Source organism: Hyphomicrobium sp. (assembly GCF_035687085.1).
In the GTDB taxonomy this organism is placed as follows: domain Bacteria; phylum Pseudomonadota; class Alphaproteobacteria; order Rhizobiales; family Hyphomicrobiaceae; genus Hyphomicrobium_B.
Genome location: NZ_DASRYS010000012.1, coordinates 233511 through 255211, shown reverse-complemented (window position 1 = coordinate 255211; position 21701 = coordinate 233511). Strand labels below are relative to the sequence as shown.

Genomic DNA, 21701 nt, shown 5'->3' with positions numbered 1-21701 from the left:
GCAGCCTGAGCCGAAAGCGTCTAGTTTGGCGTAGATATTTTTTAGCGGAGTTTGGCGATGGCAGGCGCGCCATCCCGGCAACATGATCAGCCTCACGAGCACGAGCCCGAACGGATTCATGCTGAGGCTGATAGTTCGCCTCGGGATCATGAGACGCTGAAGCACGACGATGCTTTCCTCGTCATCGATACGCATGGCGACATCGGTGCATTCGGCAACCACTCGGACGGCTTCTTCTATAACGATACGCGTTATCTATCTCGCCTCGAGCTGCTGATTGCCAGGCGCCCGCCTTTGCTTCTCGGCTCGACGCTCGATCGCAAGGATATTCAACACTGCTGCGATCTGACGAACACGGACATCTACTCCGACGGCGCGCTCTGGCTGCACAAAGATGTCGTTCATGTTTTCAGAACGACCTACGTCCATGACGGTAGCTTGCGGCAGCGTCTGGTTTTCACCAACCATTCCAATGTCTACTGCAATCTGCCCGTAACGGTTTTCTTCGACGCCGATTTCTGTGACATTTTCGAAGTTCGAGGCATGCGCCGTGAGAAGCGCGGTGCGGTCCGGCGGCAAATCGAATCATCCCGCTCGGTCAATTTTGTCTATTCGGGCTTGGATGGCATCGTCCGTCAAACCTCGATTCACGTTGACCCGGAGCCTCTTTCATTGAAGGAGACATCGGCGTTCTTTCGGCTCCACATTCCCCCCAAAGGGTCACAGCGTGTTTTTGTGACTGCCGTTGCAGGGACGGAGCGAGCCCGAGCCCCGTGTTCCTACGTCAAGGGTTTGCGCGATGCGCAGCGCTACCTTCGGCGTTTCAACCCTATTGCAGCGAACATCGAAGTCTCGAACCCCGATTTCGACTATGTGCTGAAACGCTCACGTGCCGACTTGCGATTGCTGATCACGCAGACGCCGGAGGGACCTTATCCCTACGCGGGTACGCCCTGGTACTCGACCACGTTCGGGCGGGATGCCTTGATCACGGCTCTGCAGGTCTTATGGTTCAATCCTTCCATCGCCAAAGGCGTTTTGCGTCGGCTCGCCCACTACCAAGCTAAATCCTACGACGCTGCCGCTGACGCGCAGCCCGGAAAGATCCTGCACGAAATGCGCAACGGAGAGATGGCCGCGCTGCGCGAGATTCCGTTCGGCTTGTATTACGGCAGTGTCGACTCGACGCCGCTCTTCATCGTTCTCGCCGGGTCCTATTTCGTCAGGACCGGAGACACGGATTTCCTCCACGAAATTTGGCCTGCCATTCTCAAAGCTCTGGAATGGATAGATGGCCCCGGCGACCCGGACGGTGATGGCTTCGTCGAATACGCCCGCGAGACGGACGAGGGTCTGGCGAACCAAGGCTGGAAGGACAGCCATGACGCCGTATTCAATAAGGATGGCGAACTGGCCGAGGGGCCGCTCGCTCTCGTCGAAGTACAAGGCTACGTTTTCCAGGCGAAACAGCTAGCCGCGCGCATGGCCACGATAATGGGTGAGCCCGATCTTGCGCGCCGCCTGGAAAAAGAGGCCGTCACGCTCCAGCAGAAGTTCGAAGAAAAGTTCTGGTCGCCGGAGATCGGCACATATGCCATTGCACTCGATGGTCAAAAGCGGCGCGTCGATGTGCGCTCAAGCAACGCCGGTCATGTGTTGAGTTCAGGCATTGCAGATCCTGAGCGGGCGAAGCGCGTCATCGACCAGATGCTATCGGCCAGTTTCTTCTCTGGTTGGGGTATCAGAACGATCGCCACGACCGAGGCGCGATACAACCCGATGTCCTACCACAATGGCTCGATTTGGCCGCACGACAACTCGATGATAGCGGCGGGTTTCGCGCACTACCGGCATTCCGATCGCATCGAAGCGGTTTTCAATGGCTTGCTTGATGCGGCCCTCAATATGAATCAGGGCCGCTTGCCTGAGCTGTTCTGCGGTTTCCGGCGCCGCGCTGGCCGCTCGCCGGTTCTTTACCCAGTCGCGTGTTCGCCGCAGGCGTGGGCGAGCGGCTCGATGCCCCACATTCTGCAATCATTGTTGGGCCTCGAGGCCGACGGCACAACGCGCACGGTCACGCTGAACGCCCCGTATCTGCCCGAGCGCCTCGGCGAGGTCACCATCCGCAATATGCCCGTCGGCATGGGAACGGCCGATTTCGTCGTGAGGCGGAAGAGCGGTGGCGTCGCGCTCGACGTACTGGAATGCCGCGAAGGCGCGAAGGTCGTGCTGGCCTAATTTGAGCATCCGGCACAAGAGCTGATCCAAACCCATTCAAGTTACCGCGGCCGTAGTCCCCACGTATGGATTTACGGAGAGGCGGCTACGGCAGCTATTCTACGCCGCCGCCGATTGCAGGCGGCGCACCTCGAGCTCAACGAGCGATTTATAAGCGCCGGCCTTGCTGATCAGGGTCTCCGGAGTATCGTCCTGTACGACCTGGCCGTTTTGAATGACCATGATGCGGTCGAAGGTACGCAGTGTCGACAGCCGGTGCGCGATTGCAATCACAGTTCTGCCACGCATGAGCGTCGTCAGCGCCTCTCTGATCAGCTCTTCGGAATGACTATCGAGAGCGGACGTGGCTTCATCCAGAAGCAGGATGGGCGCATTCTTCAAAAAGGCGCGCGCAATCGCGATGCGTTGCCGTTGACCGCCTGACAGCTTGGCTCCCCGATCGCCAACGATCGTATCGAGACCGTCTGGCAATTGCTCGATGAAGCCGAGGCAGCGAGCCATTCGCGCCGCCTCCATGACTTCCTCGTCCGTGGCGTCCGGGCGGCCATAGCGGATGTTCTCCCGCAGCGTACGATGGAAGAGGCTGACGTCCTGAGGCACCACGGCAATCGCTTTGCGGAGAGATTGGTCGGGCAGCGACGAGGCCAATTCGCCGTCAATCAAAATGGCACCGGACTGAGCGTCGTAGAAGCGCTGGACGAGCGAGAAGATCGTCGATTTACCTGCTCCCGAGGGCCCAACGATTCCAACGCGCGTGCCCGGCTCGATCTTGAAATTCAAGCCTGAGAAAACCTGCTTTCCATCCGGATAGGAGAAGCTGACGTCGCGGAATTCCAACGCGCCGCGCGCCGTATCCACGCGCTTCATCGAAGAATTGACCGGCAGCGAGTGCGGCGTAAGCAGGGTCTTCAAGGCTTCTGAAAAGCGAGCCAGATGCTGCGTCACATCCACGAGGGCGACAGCAAGATCACGCGTGGCGCTCAAAATGGAAATGCCAAGCGTGGAAACCAGCACGACGTCGCCGGCAGTCGCCTGCCCTTGCTGCCAAAGCCTGATCGACCAAGCGAGCACGCAGCACGTCAGAACAGCGGTTGTCAGCGCGTGAAAGATCCGCAGGCGTTCGAGAAAGTACAGGCTCCGCTTGCGGGCGCGAACCTCGCGGCTGATGACGCTACCCAGCCGCCGGTGTTCGCTCCGCATGCGCCCAAACGCTTTAACGACCGAGATATTGGAGATGACGTCGATCATATCGCCGTCGACGTTAGCGGCTTCCCGCGCGTAACCATGATGAAGCGGGGTGCCGCGCGACGCCCAGTAAAACATGATCGCGACGATGATGCCGACGATGCCCGTCAGCGTCAGGGCCATCGGGATGCTGACGGTCGCGAGGTAAACGATGGACACGACCGTCGCAATGAGCGGCGGCATCGCGTTGAACGTCACCATGGTTTCGGTTGTGTAAAGCGCGTTTGCCGTAGCCGTGATGCGGCTCGTCAGTGCGCCCGGTGCCTGACCGTGGAAAAAGCTCGGAGCATGCCCGGTGAGGTGCCGGAAGAGCTTACGCCGCACACGTCCCGATACGCCGGTAAAGGTGGAATGGCCAATCCACGCGGCCAGCCGCCAGGACAGATTATCGGCAGCTATAAAGCCGATGAGCAGCGCGAATGCGAGCCAAACAGCACCATGCCGCGAAGGATCCGAAAGCGCGTCCACGAGCTTTTTTAAGCCGTACTGCGTCGAAACCGAAAACGTAACGGCAGCGACCACGGATAGCAGGATCGCGATATGGCTCCACCGGTAGGTGCTGAGGATCGCTAGAATGAAACGGTATGGGTGCCTTGCAAAAGCCGACAAGTCGCTCGTCAAAATACGTATCCCTTCAACACATGAATTCATTTCGGGCGGCCGGTCCGCATCGGCTGTTTGGCTGTTTGCACAGACGACGGATGATCCTTACGTGAGCGCTCTGAAACACTGCCTCGGTAAACTCGATGGATGCGGCGATCAGACAACGGCCGGGCTGCGACTGGTTAACTCAGTGTGATGCTGCCGATCATTTCGAAAGCCGCCGCTGCTGAGCAGAGTCCCGTTGCCGTCGGAACTGAGAATTCGCTGCTAAGTTCCTAGGACGACGGGCAAGCAGGAGCGAACACCATGCACAAAATCTCAGCTGCCCTGACCGCCGCTTTCCTCTTCGGCGTCCCTTGCGCCGCTATGGCCCAGCAAACGTCTACAGAGTTCAGCCAGCCGTCCGCACCGCAGGTTCTGACGCCGCCAGTGTCGCCATCGGCCATCACGGGCTCGGGTGCGACGAGTAGTCCGCTCACACCCACGCCGAATGCATCGCCGTTGACCCCGACACTGCCGAATAGCGCCATCACCGTGCGGGGAAGTTCGGAGGTCCCTTCTATCCTGTCGCCTTCCTTGTCGCCCTCGCCTACCGAGACCAACAGGGTTGATCCGTCGGCGTCCAGCCGCCTGCTCGTCACGATTGATCCGAGCCGGTCGAATGTCTCCACCATCAGTGGGACTTTGCAGTCGACACAGCTCCCAGCCTCCGGCGTCCAGCTCAACACGATCATCGCGCCGGCATCGACGATTGTGACGCCACAACCGTCCCCCTTATCGCCGAGCCTCTACCCCACCCGCATTCGCGACTCCGCCGCCACGACGACCTTCCTATCCGGCTTCAGAGGCGTAAGCTCTCCACTCACTGGCCGCTCCCTATTCCCCAACAGGGGCCTCGGAGCGACGGGCTTGGCGCGGATCACCAGCAGAGGCATCGGCCGCTAGCCACCGCCGTTGGACCGCTCGCTTCCTCATGCTGCGCTTAATGCAGCTGCGTTTCTTTGCCGCGAGTTCTCTGCGGCAAAGACGGACGGCGGAGCGTCGTTCGGAACAACCAAAGCTGAAGCGTTGTTCATCATACGCATGGGGCAAACGCCTCAGGCCATTGACGAACAGCTACCGCGAATATTCCGCGAGTACCGGATTTTTACAGAGGAATATGGTGCATGAAGCTAGGTGAATTCACGCGTCGCGCACGTGCGTCCCGTCTGGATAGAAAAGCAAAATTCGAGGCCGCTTTTGAGCGCGCCCGCCGTGATTTGCAGCTGGACGACGGCACGCCATTGTGGCCGCATTCACCGACTCGGCATACGGTGATCAGAGCAAATTCTGAAGGAGCCGATGGCCAGGCGTACAGGCAGCGCTGATCTTCCTCTCCACGGTGGCCGCGTGCCACCGTGGCTTTCGGCGCGCATGGCCTCCCTTGGGGCGGTCATCTGTCAAGCGATCGTACACGAATATGGGCGAGACGAATTACTAGCCCGTCTCGCCCATCCTTTTTGGTTTCAGTCCTTCGGCTCCGTTATGGGGATGGACTGGCATTCATCCGGCGTCACGACCACTGTCATCGGAGCTTTGAAACGCGGGCTCCGGCCCATTCAAGACGAATTGGGCGTTTACGTTTGCGGAGGTCGCGGCAAGCAATCGCGCCAGACACCTCACGAGCTGGGCGCCCTTGGCGACCGCGTCGGAATTGACGCTGACGCGCTGACCAGGACCAGCCGACTGGTCGCCAAGGTCGACAGCGCCGCCGTGCAGGACGGCTTCGATCTCTATCTTCACGGATTTTTCGCAACGTGCGACGGCCATTGGACGGTCGTTCAACAAGGCATGAACACCGGAACGCGCCAGGCGCGCCGCTACCATTGGTGTTCGCAATTACAATCGAATTTCATTGACGAGCCGCATGCGGCGATTGACGGTCCGCAGCAGGGCGAAATCGTCAACCTGACGGACCGGCGCGCTGCGGCATCGCGATCGGCGCAGCTTGACCTGCTGTCGACGCTCGGTCCTGACAAAATCGTCTCCGAGCTGATGACCGAGGAGAGAACAGGCGCAGGCGCTGTTCTCGAGGAACAGCAGCAGCTCTCACTGCCTCACCTCTCGATGCCGGCCCACCACGAGGTTCGTTCGAGCGACGTGTTCATAAGGCGGCTTCACGGAACCTTGGCGGCTGCCGCGGAGCAGGGGCCCAAGGACTTCCCCGACCTGCTACTGACGCCGGGAGTCGGAGCAAGGACTGTGCAATCCTTGGCGATGGTCGCCGAAGTGCTCCACGGTGCGCCCTATCGCTTCCAAGACCCAGCCCGTTTTTCGCTAGCTCACGGTGGCAAGGATAGGCATCCCTATCCGGTGCCGACCAAAGTGTATGACGAGACGATAAGGGTCCTGAAGTCCGCAGTCGAAAAGGCCAAGCTTGGAAATGCCGAGACGCTCGCCGCGCTGAAGCGGCTGGACGCGCAGGCAAGACAGCTGGAACGGACTGTCAGCGGCCCGTCCTTTGAGGAATACGTGGCGCAGGAACTGGCAAGTTCGTCGTCTTTAGGCGGCCGCTCTGTGTTCGGATGGGAAGCGCCACCACCGCCTTCTGCAAAGGCCGGTAAGACACGTGGCGCAGCCTAACGTTTGCGCTGCGCCTCGAGCCCAGCGAAGATCGCCTTCAGCCCGGGCTCGCGAACTTTCTTCACGGCTTCTTCCTGCGGAAACCACTCACGCGTTCGCTGATCCTGCTCGCGCCAACGCTTCCGTTGCTTCTTCACCCACAGAACATAACAAATGACGGTGAGCACTTTTGTCTCCGCCGTCATCTTCTTTCGGTAACGGTAGCTGCCAATCGGCACGCCTGAGATTTTTCCCGTAACGCCTGCCTCCTGCTTGGCTTCGCGCGCCGCCGCCGCCGGATCGCTCAACCGCTTCGAAGGCCAACCTTTTGGAATGACCCATCGACCCGTCTCTCTGGACGATACGAGAAGAACCTCCAGTCCCTCCCGCGTCTTCCGAAGGGGCACGGCTCCGACCTGTCGAATTGTCATGAATGGGCTTTTCCGAATGCAGCAAAGACAGCATAGACAGCATAGACAGCATTATTATCATTTGCAGCTAGGCCGTACAGTTCTGCGTCATTCGGAACCTTCCTCTTTTCGCATCTGTTTCCTCCTCACACGAACTGGAGGAATGTAAATGGCTTTATATACCGATCCACAAACCGGCCAGCGTCGCGATACCGGCGACCTCTCCCGTTCCCCGCGGAGCACGTCGTCTTCCTTTGGAATTATTGCGCTGTTGATCGCGCTGGCTCTCATCGCTTGGTTCTTCTACGGCCGGGTGAGCCCCACGGTCGATCGCACCAACACCGGCCAGTCCACGATCACCGAGCCGGTGACAACTCCCTCGTCGCCTAACGCGAGCCCCACGCATCCTGCCCCTTCGCCCAATCCCGGGCCGTAGTGCGGACGCATGAGAATAAGTCGGCCGGAAGACGCGAAGTTTTCCGGCCGGAATATCGACGGTCTGGGAGGCAGAGCGGCAGCTATTTGGATTTTAACTGCTCCGCTTTCGCCTGCTCAGAAAGCTTCTCAACGAGATCCTTGTCGAGGAGCGGTGGCTGGCGATCGACCGGCCGTACGACTTGGTCGCTGGTACGATCGACGGCAATGGGATCACTTCCCGGGAAGGTCTCCTTGAGGGCTTCGTCGAGCTCTTGGTCAACCTGAGCCTTAGGCTTTTCGCTACTGTTCATGGGCTCCTCCAGACGGCCCTTTCGTTCGGGTCCGCTGCTTGTTTCCAGGGCATCCGGCGATAACGCGTACCCAAATGTCCAGGTTCCGGTCGTTCAACTGACCGTTGACCATAGATTTCTGAGCGGCCGAACGGGAAAGCCGGTACAAAGCAACTAGCGGGATATTCGGCCGGAGACCGAGATGAACAGACTGCTAGAAAATCAGGGCTTCAAGATTCACCTGCTGGCCTATGTCGGCGTGAACGTGATCCTCGCGATCATCAACTACATGAACCCCCAAACGATTTGGTTTTATTGGGTGCTTATCGGCTGGGGCATAGGTCTTGCGGCGCATGGCTATTCAGTATGGCGCGCGCCCTCTCGTCCGGTACGGCCTGTCCGGCCCATTCGCAGGTGAGCTGAGCCTGCGATAAGCGTCTCAGTTGCGCGGTGCGGTTTCGACCACGACCGTATTCAGCGCCTCGCGAACTTTCTGTGAAAGTTCTTCGAGGGTGAATGGCTTGGCAAGCAGGTGAACGCCGACGTCAAGGATGCCGTTGTGCACGATGGCGTTTCGCGTGAAGCCGGTCATGTAGAGAACCTTGAGTGCCGGCCGCAGATTCCGGGCCTGGTCGGCGAGCTTCCGTCCATTGATATCGGGCATCACGATATCGGTAAGCAGAAGATCGATGTGCCCATCGCCTGCGAGGAACGCGAGCGCGTCATTCGCATGCGGAGCGGCCACGACGCTGTACCCCATTTCACGCAGCCCTTCGGCAGTCAGCTCCAGCAACTTTGCATCGTCCTCCACAACCAGCACCGTTTCGGTGCCGTGGACGATCTGGGGCGGAGCGCGGCCTTCCACTTCTGCGGGAGCGTTTTCCCAGTGCCGCGGGAGATAGATTTTGACGGTCGTACCCTGGCCGGGCTCGGAATAGATTTTGATATGGCCCCCTGACTGCTTCACGAACCCGTAAACCTGCGGCAGACCGAGCCCAGTCCCCTTTCCCGCAGGTTTGGTCGTGAAGAACGGCTCGAAGGCCCTTTCAGTCGTCTCCTTGTCCATACCGAAGCCAGTATCCGTGACGGCGATGAGCACGTATTGGCCGGGAGGCACGCCCGGATGCAGAGCGCTGTATCTCTCGTCGAGATAGAAATTTGCGGTCTCAAGCGTAAGACGGCCACCGTCCGGCATCGCATCGCGTGCGTTGACGCACAGATTGAGAATGCTCGCTTCGAGTTGCGCAGCATCGACTGAAACAGGCCAAAGGCCGCCGCCGAGCACGGTCTCCATCCGGATGGATCCGCCGAGAGATCGTGCGACCAGTTCCGACATACCGGAAACGAATCGGTTGGCATCGAGCGGTTTGGGCGAGAGCGGCTGTTGGCGAGAAAATGCGAGAAGGCGGCTGATGAGCCGCGCCGCCCGGCGCGCGCCATCAAGAGCGCCCTCGAGCAGCTCCGGCGCGCCCTCCTGGCCGCGCGCGATCCGGCGCTGCGCAAGCGTGATGCCGCTCGTAATGACGGCAAGCATATTGTTGAAGTCGTGAGCGATGCCTCCCGTCAGCTGCCCGATAGCCTCCATCTTTTGCATTTGCCGGACCTGCTGCTCGGCAGCCTCGCGGTCGGCAATCGAGCGGCGCAACTCGGTATTCGTCCGGGCGAGTTCTGCGGCGGAGCGCCGGGCGCCGAGGATCCAAGCGCCAAGCGCATACACGAGCCCAAGCAGGCCCAATCCCAAAACCAACGCGGCGCCCTTGCTCGTCTCTCGCGCATGCGAGCTCCTGATCTGAACGAGCCTTTCCTCTTCAGCCAGCATCTCCGTGAAAAATTCGTTCAATTTAGCTGCGCGTTCCAGACTCTGCTTACTGAGGAGCTGGTCCCGAGCCTCTTCGAACTTGCCTTCCTGCCGGAGGATAATGGCGCGATCCGCGTCGGCTAGGCGCTGCTCGATGAGCGGCCGGGCAGACGCTAATGCGAGGAGCTCCTTCGGATTGTCGATGACGACTTGCGCAAGGTTATCGAGCCCCGCATTGAGCTTGGAGCGCCGCCGTCTGAAGGGCGTGAGAAACGTTTCGTCACCGGTCAGGACGAAGTTGCGCTGCGCGATTTCAGTCGACTGCAGGTCGGCACGAATTTCCGAAATCTTCGACTGAACCTCAAGCGTATGGCGAACCCAGGAGGCCTCGTTGACCAATCGGGAGCCGAGCCACACGGCCAGTAAGGTCAGGAGCAACAGCGCGAGGGCCGATGCTTCCGGAACCCTCTTCTTGATTGGATGGGTGAGTGCAGGCATTCAGTCCCCGCCGCCTATTCCGCGATCTGACACATGGCATTGCAGCGGGTCTCGTATGAGCGTCTGAGACAGGCCGTCATCAGCTGCGAGGCGCTCTTGGCGTTCCCGCCATCTGCGGCCCGGCGCTCGGATTGACACGCGCTCAAAAGACGTCCGCACTCGGCAGTCATGATCGGATCAGTGCATTGCAGCTTCCGCTCCTGCGCTTCGCACGCGCTCAAAAGAATGCACGCGACGGCAATCGCGCACTTCGAAATGGGGCTCATCCGGGACATCCAAATTCCTAGGATGACTTTCGGGACAATTGCAATCTCATTTTAGCTATATGCCCGCCATTGAGGCAGCCAATCTGCGCGAGCCCTGGTTGTGATTAATCCGTAAACCCACGCAATGAAAGTCGAAGAAAAGGCCTCAAGAAATGAGTCCTTTCCGCTAAGGAGGAATTTTGACTTTGCTGCCCCTTTGATGGCTTTGCGTTAGCATTTTCCAATGCGCGTTAGTCATTGAACGTTCGCAGGCAGCTATGACAGCCCCAAATGCCCATTGCCGGCGCAGCGCGCTTCGGGCGCTTAGCCTGACGCTCATTTTCGCATGTGCCGCTGCAACCGCTTCTGCCCAAGCGCCGGCCGGGCCGCCTGTGATTGGGTATACGATAGCGGAAAAGAAACCTGTCACTGAGGTGCAGCAGTTCATCGGCCGTATCGAGGCGATCGACAGGGTCAACATCGTCGCCCGCGTCACGGCGGAGTTGCAGGAAAGGGCATTCGTAGAAGGCGCCGAAGTCAAGAAAGGCGACGTGCTTTATCGGCTTGAACGTCCCCCCTTTGAGGCACAGGTGCAAAATGCGCAGGCCTCGATCAACCAGTACAAGGCCCTCCTCCGAAATGCTGAGCTGACCACGGGGCGGGCCAAGCAGTTGCTCAAGGGTCCGGCGGGTCAGCAATCGAGCGTGGACAGCGCTCTTGCGCAGCAGCAGGCCTACGAAGCTCAAATCCTAGGCGCCGAAGCGCAACTTAAAACTGCCGAAATCAATCTCGGTTACACCACCATCACCGCGCCGATCTCCGGCAAGATTGGGCGCACGGCGGTGACACCCGGCAACATCGTCGGCCCGAATTCAGGAACACTGACGACGATTGTTAGCCAGGATCCGATGTACGTCGTCTTTCCTGTGCCGGCTCCCACGTTCATAGAGCTGCGCAAGCTGTACGTGCCCAAGGGCGGCTTCAAGGCGGTCGTCTTGCGAATTCGTCTGCCCGATGGATCGCTCTATTCGGAAAAGGGCAAGCTCGACTACGTCGATCCGACCGTCTCGACCAATACTGATACGGTCCTGGTGCGCGGTAATATTCCAAACCCGCTCCCGAAGCCGCCCAAGCCCCGTGAGGTGACAACGCGCCCGCTCCTGGACGGCGAATTCATCACCGCGCTCATCGAAGGTGTCGAGCCAGTCGTCGCCTTGGCCATTCCGCGGGCGGCAGTCCTGTCCGACCAGCAGGGCGAATACGTCTACGTGGTCGGCCCAGACGACGTCGTGGTTCAGCGGCGCATTCAATTGGGTCAATCCACGCCCGCCCTTGCAATGGTGACAGCCGGACTGAAGGAAGGTGAGAGGGTGGTGTCCGAAGGCATTCAGCGCGTCCGGCCCGACATGAAAGTGAAGCCGCAGCCGGCCGGTCCCGATCCGACCAAATCCACCGGTCAATAGGCAATGTTTTCAGCCATTTTCATTGACAGGCCGCGGCTCGCGATCGTCATTGCCCTGATCACGACGATTGCGGGATTGCTGGCGCTCTCGCGTATCCCACTCGAGCAATTTCCAAATCTTGTTCCGCCCCAGGTTCAGGTCACGACGACCTATCCGGGCGCGTCGGCGGAAGTCGTCGAATCATCGGTGGCCCAACCGCTCGAAGCCCAGGTCATCGGCGTCGACAAGATGCTGTACATGAAGTCGAACAGCAGCAACGACGGCAGCTATGGCCTCACAGTTTCCTTCGCGCTGGGTACGGACGCCGACATTGATACGGTCAACGTGAACAACCGCGTGCAGGCGGCGCTTTCCCGGCTTCCTCAAGAGGTCCAGAAGCAGGGCGTCACCACGCAGAAGCGGTCGTCGGCAATTCTGCAATACGTTTTTCTGTATTCCGAAACCGGCAAGCAGGACCCGCTCTTCATAACCAATTACGCGGCGATCAACGTCCTTGATCGTCTGTCCCGCACCGAAGGGGTGGGGCAAGCCAGCTTGTCGAGCGTGCAGAAGTACTCAATGCGGATTTGGTTCGACGCGCAACGATTGACGAACCTTGGGCTGCAGCCGTCAGATGTCGTGAAGGCCATCCAAGCCCAGAATGTCCAAGCGCCCATCGGCCGCATCGGCGCGCAACCTGCGTTGCCAGATCAGCAGTTTCAAATGAACCTGCAGACGCAAGGAAGGCTCGAGACCCCGGAGCAATTCAGCAATATCGTTATTCGCGCCAATCCCGACGGCTCGTTGCTGCGCGTACGCGACGTGGCGCGTACCGAGATGGGGGCGCAAAGCCTCGATACCGAAAGCCGGTTGAACGGCAAGCCGGGCGTATCGATCGCGATCTATCTGTCTCCAGGCGCCAATGCAGTCAGAACGGCAGAGCGCGTCAGGCTGGCTTTGGCAGACATGTCGAAGCGCTTTCCCGAAGGGCTGAAAACGCGGGTCGTTTATGACAGCTCGCTGTTCGTCGATGAGACGATCAAGGAAGTCATACGGACGTTGATCGAAGGCTTCGTCCTCGTGATCGTCGTCGTCTATCTGTTTCTCGGCAGCTTGCGCGCAACCATCATCCCGGCCGTTGCCGTTCCGGTGAGCCTCATAGGCGCGTTCGCCGTTATGATCTCCCTTGGCTACTCCGCCAACACCGTGTCGCTGTTGGCGCTCGTGCTGTCCATCGGCATCGTCATCGATGATGCAATCGTCGTCGTCGAAAACGTCGAGCGCGTGATGGAGGAAGAGCCAAATCTTTCGCCCGTAGAAGCAACGAAAAAAGCGATGCGAGAGATCACGGCACCCGTCATCGCCATAACGCTCGTGCTGCTGTCAGTCTTCGTGCCTATTGCCTTCATACCTGGGCTGACGGGAGAGCTGTTCCGTCAGTTCGCCGTGACGATCTCGGCAGCTATGCTCATATCCGCATTGAATGCGCTGACGCTTTCGCCAGCGCTTTGCGCAATTTTCCTGCGACGCACCGAAAAGCGCGGCTTGATGGGATACCTCCTCAGAGGGATCGACCATGTACGCGCAGGCTACGGGGCGATTGTCCGCCGTCTCGTTCGTATTTCCTTTTTCAGCATCATTGCTGTCATTGCCTCCGCGGCCGGGATTTACATGCTGTCTCGGGTCACGCCGACTGGCTTCATCCCGGAAGAGGACCAAGGTGCGTTCTTCATATCCGTTCAGCTGCCGGACGGCGCATCAGTCAACCGCACCGTCGGAGTCGTCGCGCAAGTTGAAGACATCTTGCAGGCGATGCCGCAAATCCAAGACATCATCGCGATCGTCGGCTACTCTATTTTGGATGGCGGCGCGCAGCCCAATTCGGCATTCATGGTTGCACGCCTGAAGCCGTTCGCCGACCGCACGCAGCCGCAAGATTCGGCGCAGGCCTTGATCGCCAAAGTCACCGCGGCGGCGCAGCAAATCAGCACCGCGCAAATCCGTGCCTTCAACGTTCCGCCGATTATTGGCCTCTCAACGAGTGGCGGCTTCGAATATCAGCTTGAAAATCTCGAAGGAGCGAGCACGGCCGCAATGGGCAGCGTTATGCGAGGCCTCGTCGCGGCTGCCAATCAGAGTCCCGACTTGCAGCGGGTCTTCTCGACCTTCACCGCGTCAAACCCATCGATCTACCTCGACATAGATCGCGAAAAGGCCCAAGCGCTCGGCGTGGAGATCGCCGACATCTTCGCGGCCCTCCAGTCGACGCTCGGCGGTACCTACGTCAACGACTTCAATCTTTATGGACGCACTTGGCAGGTCAATCTTCAGGGTGAAATTGCCGACCGCGATAAGATCGACGCGATCTGGAAAATCTACGTGCGCAATGCGACGGGCCAGATGGTGCCGTTGCGCTCGGTTGCTACCATATCGACTATTCTCGGACCCCAGACGATCGCCCGGTACAACAATTATCGTTCGGTCACGATAAACGGCTCGCCCGCGCCGGGCGTGTCATCAGGAACGGCCTTACAGGCGATGGCCAACATTTCCGCCAAGACACTGCCGCCAGGGTATAGCTTCGAATGGACGGGCACCGCCTTTCAGGAATACCAATCGCAAGGGCAGACGCCCTACATTCTCGCGCTTGCGATTCTGTTCGCATTCCTGTTCCTCGTCGGGCTTTACGAAAGCTGGACGATCCCTATCCCGGTGCTCCTTTCGGTGACGGTCGGTGTGCTGGGCGCGTTCGCCGGCATAAAAATGGCCGGCCTGTCGCTCGACATCTATGCGCAGATCGGCCTCGTCGTGCTCATCGCGCTCGCAGCAAAGAATGGCATTCTAATAGTCGAGTTCGCCAAGGAGCGCCGCGAGGAAGGCTTCTCCATCCGGGAGGCCGCCGTGCTTGGCGCCGAGATGCGCTTCCGCGCCGTTATAATGACTTCGATCGCCTTCGTATTGGGTCTCCTTCCGCTCGTCATTGCAACTGGCGCTGCAATGATCAGCAGGCGCGATGTCGGAACGCCGGTCTTCGCGGGAATGCTCGCCGCCAGCCTCATCGGGATTTTCATAATCCCCATGCTCTACGTGGTCTTCCAGACCATCCGCGAACGCGCGAAAGGCCTGACCGGCAAGCCTCCGGCCGCGAAGAAGATGCCTGAACATTGACCGCGGGCGCTCGCCCGTACTGGGCGAAATCTCGCACGGTTCGCGGCGAGGACGGTGTGGCAATCGGCATGCGGCCGCGCTAGAAGCGCCCCATGGATTCCTCTTCTTCAAAGACATCAGGGACGGCGGCTTCCACCCCCTCCCAGGCAAGCTCCGCCAAGCCGGCGTCGCCCAATCTCGCCGAAGGTTTCGTGCTGCTCGATAACAGCACGAGCCTTGATGCCGTATCGAAGCTGTTCGAAAAGCCCGTCGAGATCATCCGCGCGGATGCTCCGGAAGATGTCGAAGCCGCGCTAACGGCGCTGCAGGCGGGTATTGGACGCGGCCTGCATGCCGCCGGCTTCTTCTCCTACGAGCTTGGCTACCTGCTCGAGCCAAGGCTCGCGCATCTGCTGCCTGAGCAGCGCAAAATGCCCTTGCTCTGGTTTGGCCTCTATTCCGCCCCCCGTGAAATGACGGGAGCCGAGGTGCAGGGATGGCTGACCGAAGAGGCTATCGGCAACCCAACGCTGGGTGAGCTTGCGCATAGCTGGGATAGCGTTTCGTATTTGAAGCGCTTCGACGAAGTTCAAAAGAACATCCGCAGCGGCGACATCTATCAGCTCAATCTCACGTTCAAGGCGAAGTTCAATCTCCAGGGCTCGCCGCTCGCCCTCTATCGTGACCTGCGCCTGAAACAGCGCGTCGCCTACGCGGGTCTCGTTGACACGGGCGATGCAACTATTCTGTCAGCGTCGCCCGAACTTTTCATCGACCTGCACGACAACCTCATCGAAACCCGGCCCATGAAGGGAACGGCACCGCGCGCCGGCACGCCCGAGGGAGAGGCAGAGGTGCGCCAGACCCTGTCGACGGACGTCAAAAACCGCGCCGAGAATTTGATGATCGTCGACCTGATGCGCAACGACCTAGGGCGGATCGCCGACCTCGGTTCTGTGACCGTCACGGATCTCTTCACGATCGAAACCTTCAAGACCCTCCATCAGATGACATCAGGCGTGCGCGCGCACCTGAAGGATGGTGTCGGCATCAGAGATATTCTGAAGGCCATCTTCCCGCCGGGCTCCATCACGGGCGCCCCCAAGATCCGGGCGATGGAACTCATCCGCGAACTTGAAACCGAGGCGCGCGGCATCTACTGCGGAGCCATCGGCAATTTATCGCCGGATGGTTCGGCACAGTTCAACGTCGCCATCCGCACGGCCGTCATCGACCGCAACGGCGCGGGTGAAATGGGTATCGGCTCAGGGATCGTCGCAGATTCCGACGGCCCGAAAGAATATGCCGAGTGCCTGCTCAAGATGAAGTTCTTGACCGACCCCGTTCGCCGCTTCGAACTGATTGAGACGATGCTCTATGAGCCGGGCGATGGCATCTGGTTGCGGGGTTATCACTTGGCGCGGCTGGCAGCGTCAGCGGCATACTTCGGATTTGCCTATGACCCGGTGAAGGTCAGGGACGCCATCGACAAGGCGATCGCCGAGCAGCCCGGTGAGCGGCGGCGCGTCCGCCTGCTGCTCGACGAGGATGGCGCCGTCACGGTCACGACAGCGCCTCAGCCAAAGAGCCCGGCGGATGCCGTCATGCGGTACGTGGTCTCCGACACGCGCGTGAACAGCGGCGATCAGTTCCTGTACCACAAGACGACGCGCCGCGAGCTTTATGATCGGGAGTGGAAGCACTATTCCGAAACCCTCGGCGCCGACGAGGTGATCTATCTCAACGAGAACGGCGAACTCGCCGAAGGCAGCCGCACGACCGTCTTCGTCGAGCGCGACGGCAAGCTTCTGACGCCCCGGCTCGCGGCCGGTCTTCTGCCGGGCACGCTGCGGGCGGCGCTCGTCGACGAGGGCCGAGCATCGGAAGCCGCTTTGACGATCGACGACGTCAACAAGGCGGATGCGATTTATTTGGGAAATTCCGTTCGCGGACTTATTCGAGCCGAGCCGCTGGTGCCGCGGCTAGTGGGAGACCACCGGGACTAGGAGAGAGTCACTTTCGGCCGGCAATTGCGTAACGGGGCTGATGGTTTTGACGGAAGTCTGCGTCTCGCGACGCGAGGCGATGGCCATCGCAATGAGCGCCGCCAGCGTCAAAGCAACCGCAGTGAATATGGCTTTCGATGAAAGCCGTGCGCGGCGTGCAAAGACCTGAGGAATCTCTTTCGTCATGCCTTCTTCGGTACTCGGCAGCATGACCACTCTCTAGCCCGCCCGATGCCGCGCGACACCTGCGCACATCGTAAGTAGAAGAAGCATTTCTTCAGAAAACAAGATCGCGATAAACCCCGTTTTGAATGCCACGCCAGATTACATGCCGCGAACCATGCAGCCGAGCATCAGGATCGTATAGGAAGCAAGCAACGCCCAAGATTCATGTCCCGTTAGCCAAGGTATTTCTGCGCCGAAAAATTGGGACGTCAGGACGATGACGGTTAGGATCACCGAAAGCATGAAAGTTACAATGCTTGGCGCCTTCAAACCCATGTCGTGCACTCCCTCCGCTCTTAGCCGAACGCGCATTTCGCCCCCCTTGCTCTCATGGGTTCCCAAACCGCCGAATCTTTATAGCAGCCAGCAGAGGCGGTTGAGATCATCTGCGCTGGATTGCATGTGGAAAGCTTTTGGTGAGGGGCGCTCTACGAAGGTGCGCATGCCGCCTGTCCTGCAACTTAGGTGTTGCCGGCAGGTGCGCTTTTCACCCGCCGAGGCCGGAACAGGCGGGCGAGCCACGCCAACAAGATCAATGTGATAAGTCCCGCTCCGATAACGGCTTGCGGATGCTTGTCCCAGAGCAACAGTGGTGCCACCCGGCCATCCCAGACGAGCTTCAGGTCGTCTCCCAGAACCTTCGTGGAGTAACCGGCCGACGGCGCAAGCATCATGTCGGCGGCCGCCCCCTGATCGCTGCTGGCAATGATGCGCTCCCGAACCCGCGGCGAGGCCAGCACCTGCATCTTGGCAGGATCAGCTGAGACGGCCCGCAACACCTTCTCCCGCGGCCCCGGCTTCAGTCCCGACAGATAACCGGCGAGCGCGCGCAGCTCATCTTCCGAAAGCGATTTCAGCAGGCTGTCGAGATCGCCGGGCTGAAGGGCGAACAGCATCTCGCGCGCATCGGGCGGCACGCTCGCAATCCGAACGATCGCCCTCCGGTCGTTGAGTGCAAGTATCCGGTCGAGGGAAGCTCGAGTAAGATCCTTCGGCGACATCCGCTTATGCAACTCGTACTCGGTCACCCTTCCGATCTGGTCGCCGGCGAGACCCGTCCAGTCGAGGCCGGCGCCGACCGACTTCAGGTCCCGTGCGATCTGGAGTCCGCTCTCGGGCATAAGGTGCACCGCATTGTTCAGGGATCCATCCTGTAGCCGATTGAGAATGGCCGGCTCACCCTCCGAGGCGACCAGGATCGACACCACCTCATCGAGCCGCGGCAGGGCATCCGGCCGAACCCCGTCGAGGAACTTTCGGAATTCCCCGTTCTCGTCCGCAATCCTCAGAACGAGCGCGTGCGCGCGCCTGAAGGTCTGCCAGACGTCGATGACATTGTCAGCCGCGGCATTGGCAATCTCGGCAACGTGCTCGTTCATCTGCTCACGGAGAGTGTTTGCGAGCTCTTCGCGAACCTTCTCCTTTGTGGCCGGTGCCTTCATCTCGGTGGCGATGATCGGCAGCACGCCGTTGCGGAAGTCCCAGAGATCCTTGGCAATGAGAACGAGGCCAACGCCACCGGCCACTGCCGAGACAAGACGCGAAAGAACGCTGCCCACGATCCGTTGGCCGACACGCTGCGCGAGCCCGGCAAGTTGACGTCGCACGATGAGGATCGTCGCCCCGGCAAGTCCGCCGCCGGTTTCCTTCAGCACAGAACCCGCCGAGACGCCGCCGGCCCCTTTACTCGGATCGACCACGACGCCCTTGCTCGCATCGCTGGCAAGCGCTGCGGCGACCGAGCTTCCATAACGCGGTCCGACGTAAGCCTTCAGGCAATCGAGGAGGGGCCCCGTCGCATCCGCGCTCGCGAACTCGATTGATTTGCCAACTTCGCTTGCAACTCCCGTTGCGAGGTCCTCGATGCCTGCTTTCACGGCATCCGAGCGATAGACCCGTTCGGCGACGGCTGTGGCGAGCTGTTGTGACTTTTCGCTGTCGGCAAGTGACTGGAGACGTTCCGACCAGCTCGTTTCGCTCGTTATCTCGGCAACGGCGATATCAACGCGGCTGTCGATGATCTGATCAAGGTTCCTCTGCCGCCATTGGTCGGCAACCAACGCCTTGTAATCGATCGTCTTTGTACCATTTGTGAGAGCGTCGGTTGCGATGGTTACGACAGCGGCTTTGAGGGCGAAGTCATCTTTAGCTTGGCACGCTTCGTAGTCTGCCCGGCTGACCGGTTGGGCGAAAGCAAAGCGCATTGGAACCTGACACACCATAATGGCCGCGGCGGTCAGCAGCGAAACGGGCAGGCGCAAGGAATGGATCACTTCAGCTCAGTCCCCGGCACATTCTACCGGTGTAACCCGCGGAACGCGGCCGGTAACGGCGGTTTAAGTATAAAGCATCGATTTCGTGGGAACAGTGTCTGCAATCCAGGGGTTGCTGGATAGTCTCGACTTGGGCCTCGTCTTCGTCGCTGGGATCGCGCGCCGGCGATTCGAAATGGAACCTTTAGCCGAAGGAAAACTGCATGCTGCAGAACCAGAGTTCTCCGGGGATCGTAGGAAATTGTGCCGCAATGCAGCAACACTTTCGCGGCAAACCAGCGCGGCATTCCGTCCAGCTTAACCAATCGTAAGTAACCTGACACCAAAACGTATGGCGTTTTCAGCTACTTCGTAATAGCTTCCACAAACCAAATCTCAACTGCGGGTATCTGCAAAGTAGCTCAAATCTGCGGCGACGCGACAAAGTTGCGTTGGCATCTGAGGCGCCCACGGCGTAATAGCGTCCCACAGGGTAATAACGAGTTCACGTAGGTAATGAAAAACCAAGAAAAATTTCAGCCTCCCCGCGGGAGCCTCTATATTCCCGGCGGGAAATCGGGGGTTCTGCTGGTTCACTCTCTGGGCGGATCACCGCTGGAGATGAAGGCTGTTGCCCACGCGCTGTCCCGTAAGGGCATGACCGTTTATTGCCCCGTTGTTCCGGGTCTCACCTTCGGCACGGACGTCTCTGGACTTTCAACGTGGCAGGATTGGTATAAGTCGGTATCCGACGCTTTCGACCACCTGCGTACGGTTTGCGATAACATCATCATCGGTGGCGCCTCGGCCGGCTCGATCCTGGCCTTGAGGCTTGCGGCGTATCGGCAGGACCAAGCCTGCGGCGTGATGCTTTACGCACCGACGCTTGCCGTCAACGGCTGGGCCATCCCGAAGGCGATCAAGCTGTTTCACCTTGTCACCGACAAGTGGACGGCACGGCTCTTCAAATTCCGCACGCCGGCTCCCTATGGCATCAAGGATGAGCGCGTACGCAATTTCGCGCTCGATTCCATGCGCGGCAGCGATAACATGCCGGCCGACATTACCGAGCGCGGCGGCGGCACTGTCTATGAATTCTTCTGCCTCGTCCGCAACGTCCGTCCGATGTTGCCGCTCGTGAAGCTTCACACGCTGATCTTCCATCCCCGCCACGACGACCAGAGCGACATCAAGAACACGATGGCACTCCAGCGCCAGCTCGGCGGCATGGTCGAAGTATCGGTGCTCGACGATAGCTATCACTTGGTCACGCTCGACCGTCAGCGCAACTATGTTGTTGAGCGGACAATGGAATTTGTCGAGCGCGTGCTTGCGCGTCAGGCCGACAAGGCCGCAAGCCAGAAGCCCGCTTCCACAGGCTCGAAACAACTGGGCGCAGCTGAATAGCTGAAGCGTTCGCAGGGCACTATCGCGAAAAAGGCGGCACCAACCTAGTTGGAGCCGCCTTTTCTGTTTCCGTATCTCGTGAGCTGCCCGTCGTAACTTGAGAGCGCTAGTCCGCTGCCACTGGCGATTGGGCCTTCGGCTGCGTAGCCGCCGCTTTCTCAGGCGGCTTTTTCTTCTTGTGAGCTGCCGCCGCGACTTCGGCGGTCTTGGTCTTCGGAGCAGCAGAAGTGGTCTTCGCAGGTTTCTTCGTCGCTCCAGCGGCCTGCTTCTTCACAGCTGGAGCGTGGGCGGGGACGCCGGCTGCGCCGGTGCTGGCGCCAGAGCCTGGGGAGGCAGATGCCTCGTCAGGAGCACACGACGGCAGGTCAGCCGGAGCGCGGGTCCAAATGAACGACTTGCCCAAGAAGCGCATGCCCTTGTAGCCCGTCACCTTGAGCTTGTCGGGCCCAACGAGATCCAGGGCCACGCTGTAGGATTTGCCTTCCTTGGGGTCATAGACCCAACCGTTGTCGAAACCGCCGCCAGAGAGCTGTTTCAGGTCGCCCAGCACCGGCAGACCGCAGATCGGACGCTCGCGCATTTCCGGCTCGGGATTGTACCTGTCGACTTTCGGCTGCCCATCGGCGGCCATCGGCTCTTCCAGCCAATAGATCTTGCCGCACAGCGTGGTCGGTGTGCAGATCTCGATCTTCACGGCGCCTTTGCCGCTGTCGTCATACCAGACGCCCACTTCTTTCGGCTCGGCGGCCGCCGGAGCGGGTCCGATGCTCGCGCCCAGCAAACAGGTTGCGGCTACGAGGGCAGCTGTTGAACAATTCACAATATTGAAGCTACGCATGACAATAAACCGCAGATGAGAACCCAAGTTTATTACTCC

General features: G+C 59.8%; 17 protein-coding genes. 8 read left to right on the top strand and 9 right to left on the bottom strand.

The window, feature by feature from the left end:
- Window positions 1-57: 57 nt before the first annotated feature.
- Window positions 58-2238 (top strand): amylo-alpha-1,6-glucosidase, encoded by a 2181-nt coding sequence (locus VFG26_RS10470; RefSeq protein WP_325024991.1) that lies wholly within the window; start codon window positions 58-60, stop codon window positions 2236-2238.
- 99 nt (window positions 2239-2337) lie between these two features.
- Here the strand turns inward: VFG26_RS10470 and VFG26_RS10465 are convergent, their stop codons facing one another.
- Window positions 2338-4134, bottom strand: coding sequence for an ABC transporter ATP-binding protein (locus VFG26_RS10465; RefSeq protein WP_325024989.1), 1797 nt, complete (start codon window positions 4132-4134; stop codon window positions 2338-2340).
- 227 nt (window positions 4135-4361) lie between these two features.
- Window positions 4362-4760 carry a hypothetical protein gene (locus VFG26_RS10460; RefSeq protein WP_325024987.1) on the bottom strand — a complete coding sequence of 133 codons (399 nt, stop codon included), beginning with the start codon at window positions 4758-4760 and terminating at the stop codon, window positions 4362-4364.
- A gap of 667 nt (window positions 4761-5427) precedes the next feature.
- On the opposite strand from VFG26_RS10460, the gene VFG26_RS10455 reads away from it, so the two are divergent.
- Complete coding sequence (locus tag VFG26_RS10455; RefSeq protein WP_325024985.1) at window positions 5428-6708, top strand: DUF763 domain-containing protein; 1281 nt, start codon at window positions 5428-5430, stop codon at window positions 6706-6708.
- On the opposite strand, the gene VFG26_RS10450 is transcribed toward VFG26_RS10455, so the two are convergent.
- Entirely contained in the window at window positions 6705-7118 is a 414-nt protein-coding gene (locus VFG26_RS10450) for an NUDIX hydrolase (protein ID WP_325024983.1), read from the bottom strand. The genes VFG26_RS10455 and VFG26_RS10450 overlap by 4 nt on opposite strands.
- A 148-nt stretch (window positions 7119-7266) precedes the next feature.
- On the opposite strand from VFG26_RS10450, the gene VFG26_RS10445 reads away from it, so the two are divergent.
- Window positions 7267-7533 carry a histone deacetylase gene (locus VFG26_RS10445; RefSeq protein WP_325024981.1) on the top strand — a complete coding sequence of 89 codons (267 nt, stop codon included), beginning with the start codon at window positions 7267-7269 and terminating at the stop codon, window positions 7531-7533.
- 82 nt (window positions 7534-7615) lie between these two features.
- On the opposite strand, the gene VFG26_RS10440 is transcribed toward VFG26_RS10445, so the two are convergent.
- The gene (locus VFG26_RS10440) at window positions 7616-7825 is read right to left on the bottom strand and encodes a hypothetical protein (protein ID WP_325024979.1); all 210 of its coding nucleotides are present in this window, start codon (window positions 7823-7825) and stop codon (window positions 7616-7618) included.
- 181 nt (window positions 7826-8006) lie between these two features.
- Between VFG26_RS10440 and VFG26_RS10435 the strand changes: the two genes are divergently transcribed.
- On the top strand, window positions 8007-8222 hold the full coding sequence (locus VFG26_RS10435; protein ID WP_325024977.1) for a 2TM domain-containing protein: 216 nt from the start codon (window positions 8007-8009) through the stop codon (window positions 8220-8222).
- A gap of 21 nt (window positions 8223-8243) precedes the next feature.
- Here the strand turns inward: VFG26_RS10435 and VFG26_RS10430 are convergent, their stop codons facing one another.
- A complete protein-coding gene (locus VFG26_RS10430; RefSeq protein ID WP_325024975.1) occupies window positions 8244-10100 on the bottom strand; it encodes a CHASE3 domain-containing protein in 1857 nt (618 codons plus the stop codon).
- A gap of 523 nt (window positions 10101-10623) precedes the next feature.
- Between VFG26_RS10430 and VFG26_RS10425 the strand changes: the two genes are divergently transcribed.
- From VFG26_RS10425 to pabB, 3 genes are all read left to right on the top strand, one after another.
- Window positions 10624-11808, top strand: coding sequence for an efflux RND transporter periplasmic adaptor subunit (locus VFG26_RS10425; RefSeq protein ID WP_325024973.1), 1185 nt, complete (start codon window positions 10624-10626; stop codon window positions 11806-11808).
- A gap of 3 nt (window positions 11809-11811) precedes the next feature.
- A complete protein-coding gene (locus VFG26_RS10420) occupies window positions 11812-14955 on the top strand; it encodes a multidrug efflux RND transporter permease subunit (RefSeq protein ID WP_325024971.1) in 3144 nt (1047 codons plus the stop codon).
- Between the two features lie 92 nt (window positions 14956-15047).
- Window positions 15048-16940, top strand: coding sequence for an aminodeoxychorismate synthase component I (gene pabB / locus VFG26_RS10415; protein ID WP_325024970.1), 1893 nt, complete (start codon window positions 15048-15050; stop codon window positions 16938-16940).
- Here the strand turns inward: pabB and VFG26_RS10410 are convergent.
- The 3 genes from VFG26_RS10410 to VFG26_RS10400 all read right to left on the bottom strand — a co-directional run bounded on the left by VFG26_RS10410 (window position 16917) and on the right by VFG26_RS10400 (window position 19438).
- Complete coding sequence (locus VFG26_RS10410) at window positions 16917-17150, bottom strand: hypothetical protein (RefSeq protein ID WP_325024968.1); 234 nt, start codon at window positions 17148-17150, stop codon at window positions 16917-16919. The genes pabB and VFG26_RS10410 overlap by 24 nt on opposite strands.
- A 114-nt stretch (window positions 17151-17264) precedes the next feature.
- Window positions 17265-17441 carry a hypothetical protein gene (locus tag VFG26_RS10405; RefSeq protein WP_325024966.1) on the bottom strand — a complete coding sequence of 59 codons (177 nt, stop codon included), beginning with the start codon at window positions 17439-17441 and terminating at the stop codon, window positions 17265-17267.
- A 185-nt stretch (window positions 17442-17626) separates the two neighbouring features.
- Window positions 17627-19438, bottom strand: coding sequence for a hypothetical protein (locus tag VFG26_RS10400; protein ID WP_325024965.1), 1812 nt, complete (start codon window positions 19436-19438; stop codon window positions 17627-17629).
- Window positions 19439-19933: 495 nt separating this feature from the next.
- Here VFG26_RS10400 and VFG26_RS10395 point away from each other — a divergent pair, with 495 nt between their 5' ends.
- Window positions 19934-20824 carry an alpha/beta hydrolase gene (locus tag VFG26_RS10395; RefSeq protein WP_325024963.1) on the top strand — a complete coding sequence of 297 codons (891 nt, stop codon included), beginning with the start codon at window positions 19934-19936 and terminating at the stop codon, window positions 20822-20824.
- A 106-nt stretch (window positions 20825-20930) separates the two neighbouring features.
- On the opposite strand, the gene VFG26_RS10390 is transcribed toward VFG26_RS10395, so the two are convergent.
- Entirely contained in the window at window positions 20931-21605 is a 675-nt protein-coding gene (locus tag VFG26_RS10390; RefSeq protein WP_325024961.1) for a DUF2147 domain-containing protein, read from the bottom strand.
- Window positions 21606-21701: the final 96 nt, after the last annotated feature.